Source organism: Mesorhizobium sp. WSM4820 (genome assembly GCF_055811075.1).
Genome location: NZ_JBVVQN010000002.1, coordinates 119,048 through 130,996, shown reverse-complemented (window position 1 = coordinate 130,996; position 11,949 = coordinate 119,048). Strand labels below are relative to the sequence as shown.

Below are 11,949 nucleotides of genomic sequence, written 5' to 3'. Positions count from 1 at the left end.
GGCGTCAATTGAAACTCGGTGGTTGCGACAGATCGGGCGCTGGCGCTGCCGGCTTGGCAGCCGGCGTTTCACCGAAATTCGGCGGCTGCGACAGATCCGGTGCAGGCGCAGTCGGCGCCGTGCCGCCATCCGCAGGCGGAACGCCGAGCGGCGACAGGCTCGGCGTTTCCGGCACCTGGTAGTCGATCGTGCCCGGGTCCGCTGCCGTGCCCTTGTAGTGCATCACCATTTGCGGGAAGGCGATGGTCAAGCCGATCATGATCACCTGGATGCAAACGAAGGGCACCGCCCCCCAATAGATCTGGCCGGTGGTTACCGGCGCGATCTTTTTGCCGGTGAGGCGATCGAGATAGGGCACCCGGGCGGCGACCGAACGCAGGTAGAACAGCGCGAAGCCGAATGGCGGGTGCATGAAGCTGGTCTGCATGTTGACGCCGAGCAGCACGCCGAACCAGATCAGATCGATACCGAGCTTGTCGGCGGCCGGCGCCAAGAGCGGCACGATGATGAAGGCGAGCTCGAAGAAATCGAGGAAGAAGGCGAGCAGGAAGACGAGGATGTTGACGCCGATCAGGAAGCCGATCTCGCCGCCCGGCAGCGATGTCAGGAGGTGTTCGACCCAGATATGGCCGTTGACGCCGTAGAAAGTGAGCGAGAACACGCGCGCGCCGATCAGGATGAACAGCACGAAGGAGGATAGCCGCGTCGTCGACGCCAGCGCTTGCTTGATCACGTCCAGCGACAGCCGCCCCTTCATCGCCGCCATGATCAGCGCGCCGACAGCGCCCATGGCGCCGCCTTCGGTCGGCGTGGCGATGCCGAGGAAGATGGTGCCCAACACCAGGAAGATGAGCGCCAGTGGGGGGATCAGCACGATGATCACCTGCTGCGCCAGCCGCGACATCATGTTGATCTTCAGGCGCTGGTCGGCGATTGCCACGACATAGATGAGGATCACGCCGATGGTGGCGCCGAGGATGTCGGCGTTTTGGCCCTGCGAGGGCGTCAGATAGCGATAGGCCGCGTAGGAAACCACGACTGCCGCCAGCACCGCGACCAGCAGCGACAGGACACCGTGGCCGAGGGTGCGGGCCTCCAGCGGCAGGGCCGGCATCGAGTTCGGCCGAATGATCGACATGATCACGATATACGTCGTGTAAAGGCCGGTCAGAACCATCCCCGGGATCAGCGCACCCGCATACATGTCGCCGACCGAGCGACCGAGCTGGTCGGCCAGAACGATCAGCACCAGCGAGGGCGGAATGATCTGGGCGAGCGTGCCCGACGCGGCAATGACGCCGGACGCCACTCGGCGGTCATAGCCGTAGCGCAGCATGATCGGCAGCGAGATCAGGCCCATGGCGATGACGGAGGCAGCCACTACGCCCGTGGTTGCGGCAAGCAGCGCGCCGACGAAGATCACGGCATAGGCGAGGCCACCGCGGATCGGTCCGAACAATTGGCCGATCGTGTCGAGAAGGTCCTCGGCCATGCCCGATCGTTCGAGCACGATGCCCATGAAAGTGAAGAACGGGATGGCCAGCAGCGTGTCGTTCGACATTACCCGGCTGCCGTAGAAATTATCCGGCAGCGCGTGCAGCAGCGGCCAGGCGAGATTGATCGATCCGCCCGAATAGGGTGACAGCACAACACCGATGAAGAAGAACAGCAGGCCGTTGGCGGCGAGTGAGAAGGCGACCGGGTAGCCGATCAGCAGGAAGATGACCAGCGAGGCGAACATGATCGGCGCCATGTTCTGGGCGATGAACTCGATCACGAGCGCACCTCTTCGGCGAGCGCCTTCGCTTCGAGCTCGGCCTGTTCATGCACCGATATGAACGGTGTGGGATCGTCCATGTCGCCGCGCATGATGGCGATCTTCTTGATGATCTCCGAGATGCCCTGCAGCGCGAGCAGGAAAAAGCCGGCCAGCAGAATCGCCTTCGCCGGCCAGATGATCAGCCCGCCGGAATTGTTCGACATTTCGCCGCTGTGAAACGACAGTGACACATAGGGGACGAAATAGATCACCATCAGCGTCACGAACGGCATCAGGAAGAAGAGATGGCCGAAAAGGTCGATCCAGTGCTGCACGCGGCGCGAGAACATGCCGTAGACGATGTCGATGCGGATATGGTCGTTCTGCTTAAGCGTGTAGGCAGCGGCCAGCATGAAGGCGGCGCCGAACAAATACCACTGCAATTCCAGCCACGCGTTCGACGACATGTCGAACGTCTTTCGGATGACTGCATTGGCGGCGCTGACCAGGATTGCCAGCAGGATCAGCCACGACACCCATTTGCCGATGAACTCGTTCACACGGTCAATCGTTCTGGATAGAGTGAGAAGCCCTGCCATACATTCCTCCCTTTACGCATCGGCCCGAAAATCGATGTCGATTTTCGGAAAGCATGATGCGTGACTCAAAGTATTGGCGACGCGCCGATTCCCGCTTGTTTTCCGCCGCTTCGATGTGGCCCAACGGTATGCCGTGCGTGGCCCGGCGGGTCAACACGGGCAGACCGAGTAAAACAATCTTGTGGCATGGGGAAGGGGCGAAACAGCCGCGGAAGGGATCATGCGCAAAAATCAAAGTGGCGTCTGCGGTTGGCGCTACCCAGGTTGGCGCAGTCAGACGATCTTGCTCTGGTCTCGCCCGGCGCCGATCAGCACCAGCATGGCGACGAGCAACAGATACATCCAGGCGTCGCGCCACTCGACCGGGAAATAGCCGGCCCACAGCGATTCGGCCATGCCGAAAGCGGCAGCGCCAAGTGCTGCCCGCAACGGCGAGAGATAGCCGCCCACCGCCGTCACGAACAGGATTTTCAGCCCGTAGACCAGGCCGGAGCCGAAGCTGATGTTGCCATAGTAGAGGCCGGCGAGGATACCGGCCAGCGCCGCGCAAAGGCCGCCGGCGAGCACCGCGTGCCGAAACACCGCGCGCACGTCGACGCCGCACATGGCGGCGGCTTTGGGGTCGTCGGACACGGCGCGCCAGCGCCGGCCGAAACTCGAGCGGGCGAACGCCCAGGAGGCGAGCACAATGGTTGCCACGACGATCCCGCAGTCGAGCAATTGGATAAGCGTCAGGGTGGCATTGAAGTTGGCCCCGTTCGCAAGAATGATGGGCTGGGCCAGCATTGGCGGCAGCCACAGATCATGCGTGTCAGCGGCGATGCGGCTTGCCTCCGACAGCAGCAGCAATATGCCCAGCGTCGTCACCACGATCGCATTGGGCGTGCGGTCGGCCAGCGGCTCGAAGATGCTGCGCGACAGGACATGGCTGATCAGCCCCGCATACAGGAACGCCGCGACAATACCGAGCGCGACGGCCGCGAACAGGGTCAGCCACAGGGCCTGATAGCCGAAGGCCGCGGTGAGAATCATCGTCTGTCCGCAAAAGGCGAACAGCGCCCCATAGGCGAGGTTCGTCCGGTGCAGGATGCCGTTGGTCAGCACATAGCCGAAGGCGAGCAGGGCATAGAGCGCGCCGGAATGCAGCCCGTTCAGCACCTGCTGGAAGAAATAGAGCATGCCAATGTCCTTGGATCGCGGAGAACCGCGTCCGTGCGGAGCAGATTTGCATCGGCAATCTAACTTGTCAAACCCGGCTTATCGGTTAGAAATGGCGCCCATGACGGTTTCCTGGACCCCGCACCGCTTCACTGGCGGCCTTCTTTCGCTCGACACGGCGAACACCGTCGTGCTGCGCGGCGATCCCCGGAAAACCTTCGACCGGTTCAAAGATCCGGCGGAGATCGCCCGTTTCGCCGACGCGGCAAGCGTCTTTCGCGCCGCCGAGCTTGGCGGCAGGCGGCTCGAAGCGCCGTTCCCGGACAGGATCGCGCCGGTCGTGCTGGCGATCCGCGAGACGACCGACCGGCTGTTTCGTCGTGCGGTGTCGAAGGGCGCGGTCACTACAGGCGATCTGCCTGGCTTCCTGAAGGCCTGCGCCGACGGTCTCGCGGACGGCCGCACCGAGATCGGTGCGCCGGGACGGCCGTTCGGCGAGCCGGCGACGCCCATCGCCTTCGAGGCGGCACTGGCGGTTTCCGCACTGTCGCTGCTGCAGGCTGACACCGTCGCAAGGCTGAGGATCTGCCCCAATTGCAGCTGGTTGTTTCTCGACCGAAGCCGCAATTCCAGCCGTCGTTGGTGCGACATGGCGGTGTGCGGCAACCGCCAGAAGGCAAGTCGCCACTATCGCCGCCGAACGGCAGCCAGAGGGACCGCCAATGTCTAGGAAAATCTTGCGCCTGATCGTTGTCGGCGCCATGCTCGTGGCCGCGGCAACGCTCGGCGCCTGCCGCGATACCGGCACGGACGGCGAAGGCAGATTGTTCGAGATTTCCGGCAGGCTGGTCGTCTTCAATTATCGCCTCGCAAGGGCAACCTTTGTCGTCACGCTGAGGCCGCTGCAGCCTATGGAGGAAGGACAGGTTGCGGTCGCCAGCTTCCAGAACCCAGCAGGCGGCGAGCCACTGATCGTCGAACAGAAAATTTGGCCGAAGCTCGGCAAGGTGTCGCTGGAGAGCCCGGCGCTTTCCTGCATCGCTAGGGACAAGCCCTATGCGATATCGATCAGCATCAGGGATACCCACGGTGCAATCCTCCAGAAGATCGACACCACGCTGATGTCGACGCAGGACCAATCGGTCCTGCCCGACCGGCCGCTGGTCATCGATCAGCTCTATACGCCCAATCCAGAGCTTGCCGGCCATCCGGACGGCAAGCTGCCGGGCGCGCCCAAGCCCGACTGTTCGAAGGCCGGCTGACTCGATATCGCCGGTATCGGTCGCGGCCAGAATTTTCCTGGCGCTGAATTTTCTTGGCGCTGACGGACCAATTGGTGAGCGTTTCTTACAGAATCGGGCGTGGAACGGATCGTTTGTTGCGCTTCGCCTGGCATCTTCGATTTTGTTTGACCTGCCCGGCAAGGGGAGAAACACTGCAGCCTTCAACTCCGACGTTGGCTGCGCTCGAACTGCGGCCTCCGCAGAGGAAATGCCTGATGACGCTGCATGATGTCGCGCTCGACGACAAGTTCGACCTGCGAAAGGAGCGCATCTTCCTTTCCGGCGCGCAGGCGGTCATCCGCATGCTTTTGATGCAGCGCGAGCGCGACCGCCGGGCCGGCCTGAACACCGCTGGCTTCGTCTCCGGCTATCGCGGCTCGCCGCTCGGCGGCCTCGACATGCAGCTTTGGAAGGCCAGGAAGCAGCTCGCCCAGTCGGACATCATCTTCCAGCCCGGCCTCAACGAGGAACTCGCGGCCACCGCCTGCTGGGGATCGCAGCAGGCCGAATTGCTGGGCGAGGGCACGCATGACGGTGTCTTTTCGGTCTGGTACGGCAAGGGACCGGGCGTCGACCGCTCCGGCGACGTCTTCCGCCATGCCAATCTCGCCGGCTCGTCAAGACATGGCGGCGTGCTCGCCCTGATGGGCGACGACCACATGGCCGAATCCTCGACCAACGCGCACGCGACCGAGTTCCTGTTTGTCGACACCATGGTGCCGATCCTCAATCCGGCCGGGGTCCAGGAGATCATCGACTATGGGCTCTATGGCATTGCCATGTCGCGCTTCGCCGGCACCTGGGCGGCGATCAAATGCGTCAAGGACAACATCGAATCGACGGCTTCGGTCGATGCCGCGCTCGAACGGCTTGATATCGTCGTCCCGGACTTCGACATGCCGCCCGGCGGCCTCAACATCCGCAACGAGATCGATATGCTCGGCCAGGAGGAGCGACTGCATGAATACAAACGCGCCGCCGCTTCGGCCTTTATCCACGCCAACGGGCTGAACCGGATCGTCTATTCCGGCGGCAGTGGCCCGAAGCTTGGCATCGTCACCGTCGGCAAGAGCTATCTTGACGTTCGCCAGGCGCTGGAAGACATCGGCGTCGACGAAGCCGCCGCCAACCGCATCGGCATCAGGCTGTTCAAGGTTGGCTGCCCGTGGCCGCTCGACCTGCAGCACATCACCGACTTCGCTCGCGGCCTCGAGACCATCGTCGTCGTCGAGGAGAAACGCTCGCTGATCGAGGTGCAACTGCGCGAGAACCTTTACGGCACCGCCATGCAGCCGGTCATCGTCGGCAAGAAGGACGAGCGCGGCGACGGGCTGTTCCCGGCCAAGGGCGCGCTCGATCCCAACGACATCGCCATCGCGCTCGGCGAGAGAATCTTGCGGACGATCGGTCCGTCGGACGAGATCGCCGCGCGGGTGGCGAAACTTCGCCAGTTCCAGGCGATGCTCGCCGAGACAACAGACATCGCCTCGCGCACGCCCTTCTTCTGCTCCGGCTGCCCGCACAATTCCTCGACCAAGGTGCCCGACGGCTCGCTCGCCGCCGCTGGCATCGGCTGCCATTTCATGGCGCTGTGGATGGATCGCAACACCGTTGGTTTCACCGCCATGGGCGGTGAGGGCGCGCAATGGGTCGGTCAGGCGCCGTTCTCGAAGCGCGACCACATCTTCCAGAATCTCGGCGACGGCACCTACAACCACTCCGGCGCGCTGGCGATCCGCTTCGCGCTGTCGACCGACGCCAACATCACCTACAAGATCCTTTACAACGACGCCGTCGCCATGACCGGCGGCCAGCCGCACGAGGGTGGCCTGACCGTGGACATGATTGCCAGGCAGGTGCGGGCCGAGGGCGTCGGGCGGATCGCCATCGTCACCGACGAACCGGCCAAATATACCGGCAAGGTCGAATTCCCCGCCGGCGCCACCATCCATCACCGCGACGACCTCGACCTCGTGCAACGCGAATTGCGCGCGGTCAGAGGCACATCCGTGCTGATCTACGACCAGACCTGCGCCGCCGAAAAGCGCCGCCGCCGCAAGCGCGGCACCTTCCCCGATCCCGACAAGCGCGTCTTCATCAACGAACTGGTCTGCGAAGGCTGCGGCGATTGTGGGGTGCAGTCGAATTGTGTGTCGATCCAGCCGGTCGAGACCGAATTCGGCCGCAAGCGCAAGATCGATCAGTCGAGCTGCAACAAGGATTTCTCCTGCATCAACGGCTTCTGTCCGTCCTTCGTCACCGTGCATGGCGCCAAGATCAGGAAGGCCGAGGGTATGGCCGGCACCACCGATCCGCTCGACGGCGTGCCCGCGCCCGCGGAATTCCCGCTCGGCGACCAAGGCTGGGCGGCGATCATCAACGGCGTCGGCGGCAGCGGCGTCGTCACCATCGGCGCGGTGCTTGGCATGGCGGCTCATCTCGAAGACAAAGGCTGCGGCATGATCGACATGGCCGGCCTTGCCCAGAAGGGCGGCTCGGTGTTCACCCACGTCCGCATCGCGCGCAGCCCGGGCGATATCCATGCCATCCGCGTTTCGGCCGGCAAGGCAGACCTTGTGCTTGGCTGCGACCTCGTCGTGTCGGGCGCCCAAAAGGTGCTCGCCGCGGTGCGCGAAGGCCACACGATCTTCCTCGCCAACACCGCGGAGATCATGCCCGGCGAGTTTACCCGGTCGGCCGATTTCTCGCTGCCCGTTGAGCGGCTGAAAAAGGCGATCCGCACTGCCGCCGGCGACGACAAGGCGCATTTTTTCGATGCCACCCGCACCGCCACCGCGCTGTTCGGCAGCTCGCTCGGCGCCAACATGTTCATGCTCGGCTTCGCCTTTCAGCATGGCGGCTTGCCGCTGTCTGCCGAGGCAGTCGAAAAGGCGATCGAGCTCAACGGCCAGTCGGTGGCGATGAACGTCTCAGCCTTCCGCTGGGGCCGCCGCGCCGCCCACCAGCCGGATTTCGTGCGCGCCCTCGTCGTCCAGCCGGGCACGGCTGCACAGAACACCGCTGTCGCCGAGACGCTCGATGACGTCATCGCCCGCCGCGTCGCCTTCCTCACCGCCTATCAGAACGCCGCCTATGGCAAGCGCTATGCCGCCAAAGTGGCCGTGCTGCGCAAGGCCGAAGCCAGCGTGGCGCCCGGTTCGACTGATGTGACCGAGGCCGCCGCGAGGAACCTGTTCAAGCTGATGGCGATCAAGGACGAATACGAGGTGGCAAGGCTCTACACCGATGGCTCCTTTGCCGCTGAACTGGGCAAGCAGTTCCAGAGCTACGACAAACTCGAATTCCATCTCGCGCCGCCGATCATGGCCAGGCGCGGCAAGGACGGCAAGCCGAGGAAGTCGAGCTTCGGTCCCTGGATGATGAAGGGGTTCCGCCTGCTGGCAGCGATGAAAGGCTTGCGCGGCACGGTCTTTGATGTGTTCGGCTACAGCTCCGAAAGGCGTATGGAACGGCAGCTTCTTGCGCAGTACGAGGCCGACCTGGAGCTTGTCGCCGGCGCGCTGGCGCCAGGCAAGGTCGAGGCCGCGGCAGCGCTTGCCTCGGTGCCGGCGCTCATTCGCGGCTATGGTCACGTCAGGCAGGCCAGCGCCGAAAAGGCCGCTGGCGAGCGCTTGAGGCTGCTCGATCGCCTGGCGAAGACACCGGCTCGGCCGGAACTCCAGGCCGCCGAGTGAATGCCTTATCTGAAGAAACTCAACAGGCTTGACGCAGGCCCGAGATGGCCCCTCTAAACCTTTCTTAATGCGGTTATGACATGACTGCGGTTCGCGCGACACCGCAGGTCATGAACATAGATCGACCCGACGACATATCCGAGGACGTATACGTTGGCTTCGTTCGCTCGCTGTTTCGCGACGCGGGCATCTTGCTCGTTGGCGCCTTCACGCAAGGCGCTATGGCCTTGCTCGTGTATTGGAAAACGTCTGCGGCAATCTATCTCGCTCTCGCCATCCTGATGGTTGCCGCTAGCATCGGCCGTTATCTTGCGATCCGGAGGGTCAGTCCCGACACCATCGTCACCTACGAATCCGCGCTTGCCTGGGAACGCTACTACATTGTTGCCGGGACGATTCATGGGTCCGCGGTCGGACTTTTCGCGTTCGTATGCCTCTACGTGGTTCCGGACCTGTTTGGCGAGATTGCAGCGGTGTCGCTGGTGTTGGCAAGCACCATCACCATCGCCGGCCGCAATTTCGGCTCCCGAAAGATGGTCGCCATCCTGTCCGTGTCCGTGGTCGCGCCGATTGCGGTCGGCCTGATGCTGAAGGGCGACGTGTACAATGTCATTTTGGGCCTCTTCGTCATCCCCTTCATGTTCACCATCAACAAGATGGCGCATCTTGTGCGAAAGGTGCTATTTACAGCAATCAGCGAAGAGAAGAAGGCGAACCGCCTCGCCCAGCGCTTCAATCGGGCGCTGAACACCATGTCGCACGGGCTTGTCATGCTCGGCCCTGATGGCCGGGTGGTGGTGGCCAATGCCGAAGCCGCGCATCTGATGTCGCTCAAGTCGCCGGACGCGCTGCTCGGGCGATCGATCCACGGCCTGCTGATGCGCGGCGTTGCCGGCGGCATGTTGGCGCCGAAGGACTGCCGCTACATCGAGGCCCAGCTCACGCGCGCCCTGCGCGAGGGCCGCGACCGCAAGGTTCTCGTGTCGCTCGCGAACGGGCAGCACTATGAGTTCTCGGCGCGTGAGGGCAGCCAGGAACTGGGCGTCATCACCTTCGAGGATGTGACGGCCCGCGTCGAGGCAGAAAGCAAGATCCGCTTCATGGCGCGCTACGACAGCCTCACCGGCCTGCCCAACCGCGCCTATTTCCAGGAGTTGATCGGAGAGGCGATGGCATCCGGCGATCTCGAGCGTCTCTGCGGGCTCGCCGTGCTCGACCTCGACGACTTCAAGAACGTCAACGACACGCTTGGCCACCCGGTCGGCGACGGATTGATCTACGCCGTCGCGGAGCGACTGGCAGCGATCGCCGGACCAGGCGTCACCGTCAGCCGTTTCGGCGGCGACGAGTTCATGATCTTTTTCGATCGCGTTGAGGATGAGAGCCACCTGACCAGCCAAATCGACGGGATTTTCGATGAACTGCAGGGCGAGGTCGACGTCGCCGGCCATGGGCTGCGCATCCAGGCCAGCGGTGGCGCGGTGCTTTCGCGGGTCAGGGACACCGATGTCGACGCCATGATCGTCAAGGCGGACCTGGCGCTCTACAAGGCCAAGGAACTCGGCAAGAACACTTGGCGGTTGTTCCAGGCCTCGATGGATGCGGCATTTCGCGATCGTCAGCTGATGAAGGCGGATCTGCGCACCGCAGTGGAAAGCAAGGCGCTGCGGGTGGTCTATCAGCCGATCGTCGCGATGAGCACGATGCGGATCGCCAGTTGCGAGGCGCTGTGTCGTTGGGATCACCCCGATCTCGGATCGATCTCGCCCAGCATCTTCATTCCGCTGGCCGAAGAAATGGGCATCATTTCCGAGATCAGCACATTTGTCCTGCAGGCGGCATGTGCCGAATGCGTCAAATGGCCCGATCCGACCAGCGTCTCGGTCAACCTTTCGGCCAAGGATTTCCGCAGCAGTGGCATCGTCCAGAAAGTCCGTGATGCGCTCGCCAACTCCGGCCTCGCCGCTGGCCGCTTGGAAATCGAAGTCACCGAGACCGCGCTTCTCGACGACAAATCGCTGACGCGTCAGTATATCGAGGAGTTGAAACGGCTTGGCGTGCGCATTGCGCTAGACGACTTCGGCACGGGCTATTCGAGCTTGAGCTATCTCCACAAGCTGCCGCTCGACAAGGTCAAGATTGACCGCTCGTTCCTGATGGACGTCACCCACAACCCGAGTTCGCTCGCGCTGTTGAAGGGCGTGGTCGAACTGATCAGAGTTCTCGGTCTCAACGTGACTATCGAGGGCGTTGAGACATACGAGCAGCTCAACATTCTGACGCATTCTATCAAACCGGATATGGTCCAGGGCTTTTTGTTTGGTTCAGCGCTGACAGCGTCCGGCATCGGAACGATGGCTACCACGGTCTGGCCATTCGCCATCGATAAAAAGCCGGCGGGCAAACGTGCGCTTAGCTGATTTCCGCGCTTCATTTTCGACCAACTTGACCAGACGTGCCGCGGCGGCAAGTTAAGGTTAATATTAGGTAAACGACTTCGATTGGATTTCCATCTTTTATGCCACGACCGCACACGATAGGTTTTCAGGGAAGATGGCAGAAGGGAATTGTATTGTGGCGGTATCCGATGGGGTTGTTCATGTGGATGACCGACCGACCGACCTCAGCGGGATGTCTTCCTTCTCGCGCAATGTTTCGACCCTTCTTGAGCGCGTGGAATACAGGCGCTGCGAAAGCGGTGAAGACATGGAGGCGATTTACCGGCTTCGCTACAAGGCTTACCGGCTGAACGGCTTTCTGCCTGAATCCAGCGACCAGATGATGATGGATGCGCTCGACGACACGCCGAACTGTTATCGCTTTGGTGTCTTCGTCGACAATTCCCTTGTGTGTACGCTCCGTATTCATCATCTGACACCGAGCGAACCTTACGCGCCAGCAATGACCAGATTTGGCGACCTGCTTCATCCGCGGCTGCTTCGCGGCGAATCCTTCGTCAATCCGACGCTCTTGGCAGCCGACCCGGACTTCATATCGATGCATCGTGCCCTGCCTTACGTTACGTTGCGGCTAGCACTAATTGCCAGCGTCCACTTCCAGGTGACGGCGTGTCTCGGCGTGATCCGCAAGGAACACACGGCTTTCTACCAGCGGACTTTCGGTGCCGTGCAGGTGGGGCAACCGAGAGACTATCCTCCATTCACCGTTCCCGTGGTACTCTATGACGCGAACTACGAGATCAATTTGGAGCGGGTACTCCAGCGTTTCCCATTCTTTCGGTCGACGCCGATGGAGCAGCGCATGCTGTTTGAGACACCCAGTGCCGGTGAACTCGCGCCGCTGACCATTCTGCCGACCGCCAAATACTACCGCGAAGCCGCCTGACAATTGGCAAATTGAGAGCGCGGCTGGAGCTTTCAGGCCGCTTCGGCGTTCTGGGAGGCGCGCCGGTGGTGCGCGGACGATGTCAATCTGCATCGCTTCGGCGGAAATTC

At 62.5% G+C, this 11,949-nt stretch carries 8 protein-coding genes; 5 read left to right on the top strand and 3 right to left on the bottom strand.

What is annotated here, in order from left to right:
* Positions 1-4 precede the first annotated feature (4 nt).
* From AC0L2R_RS04000 to AC0L2R_RS03990, 3 genes are all read right to left on the bottom strand, one after another.
* Positions 5-1,774 carry a TRAP transporter large permease gene (locus tag AC0L2R_RS04000; protein WP_473508064.1) on the bottom strand — a complete coding sequence of 590 codons (1,770 nt, stop codon included), beginning with the start codon at positions 1,772-1,774 and terminating at the stop codon, positions 5-7.
* Positions 1,774-2,358, bottom strand: coding sequence for a TRAP transporter small permease subunit (locus tag AC0L2R_RS03995; RefSeq protein ID WP_287239047.1), 585 nt, complete (start codon positions 2,356-2,358; stop codon positions 1,774-1,776). Before AC0L2R_RS03995 ends, AC0L2R_RS04000 begins: the two co-directional genes overlap by 1 nt.
* Before the next feature lie 273 nt (positions 2,359-2,631).
* Positions 2,632-3,537 carry a branched-chain amino acid ABC transporter permease gene (locus AC0L2R_RS03990; protein ID WP_473507799.1) on the bottom strand — a complete coding sequence of 302 codons (906 nt, stop codon included), beginning with the start codon at positions 3,535-3,537 and terminating at the stop codon, positions 2,632-2,634.
* Between the two features lie 100 nt (positions 3,538-3,637).
* On the opposite strand from AC0L2R_RS03990, the gene AC0L2R_RS03985 reads away from it, so the two are divergent.
* From AC0L2R_RS03985 to AC0L2R_RS03965, 5 genes are all read left to right on the top strand, one after another.
* Positions 3,638-4,246 carry a CGNR zinc finger domain-containing protein gene (locus AC0L2R_RS03985; protein ID WP_473507798.1) on the top strand — a complete coding sequence of 203 codons (609 nt, stop codon included), beginning with the start codon at positions 3,638-3,640 and terminating at the stop codon, positions 4,244-4,246.
* A complete protein-coding gene (locus AC0L2R_RS03980) occupies positions 4,239-4,778 on the top strand; it encodes a hypothetical protein (RefSeq protein WP_473507797.1) in 540 nt (179 codons plus the stop codon). Before AC0L2R_RS03985 ends, AC0L2R_RS03980 begins: the two co-directional genes overlap by 8 nt.
* 236 nt (positions 4,779-5,014) lie before the next feature.
* Positions 5,015-8,494, top strand: a complete 3,480-nt coding sequence (locus AC0L2R_RS03975; protein ID WP_473507796.1) for an indolepyruvate ferredoxin oxidoreductase family protein — start codon at positions 5,015-5,017, stop codon at positions 8,492-8,494.
* A 110-nt stretch (positions 8,495-8,604) separates the two neighbouring features.
* Positions 8,605-10,914, top strand: coding sequence for a putative bifunctional diguanylate cyclase/phosphodiesterase (locus AC0L2R_RS03970; RefSeq protein ID WP_473508063.1), 2,310 nt, complete (start codon positions 8,605-8,607; stop codon positions 10,912-10,914).
* A 154-nt stretch (positions 10,915-11,068) separates the two neighbouring features.
* On the top strand, positions 11,069-11,839 hold the full coding sequence (locus AC0L2R_RS03965) for an N-acyl amino acid synthase FeeM domain-containing protein (protein ID WP_473507795.1): 771 nt from the start codon (positions 11,069-11,071) through the stop codon (positions 11,837-11,839).
* The last annotated feature ends 110 nt before the right edge of the window (positions 11,840-11,949 follow it).

Excerpts from the sequence above, each read along its gene's own strand:
- AC0L2R_RS03995 (WP_287239047.1), bottom strand. The coding sequence starts at position 2,358 with ATGGCAGGGCTTCTCACTCTATCCAGAACGATTGACCGTGTGAACGAG.
- AC0L2R_RS03990 (WP_473507799.1), bottom strand. The coding sequence starts at position 3,537 with ATGCTCTATTTCTTCCAGCAGGTGCTGAACGGGCTGCATTCCGGCGCG.
- AC0L2R_RS03985 (WP_473507798.1), top strand. The coding sequence starts at position 3,638 with ATGACGGTTTCCTGGACCCCGCACCGCTTCACTGGCGGCCTTCTTTCG.
- AC0L2R_RS03980 (WP_473507797.1), top strand. The coding sequence starts at position 4,239 with ATGTCTAGGAAAATCTTGCGCCTGATCGTTGTCGGCGCCATGCTCGTG.
- AC0L2R_RS03975 (WP_473507796.1), top strand. The coding sequence starts at position 5,015 with ATGACGCTGCATGATGTCGCGCTCGACGACAAGTTCGACCTGCGAAAG.
- AC0L2R_RS03970 (WP_473508063.1), top strand. The coding sequence starts at position 8,605 with ATGAACATAGATCGACCCGACGACATATCCGAGGACGTATACGTTGGC.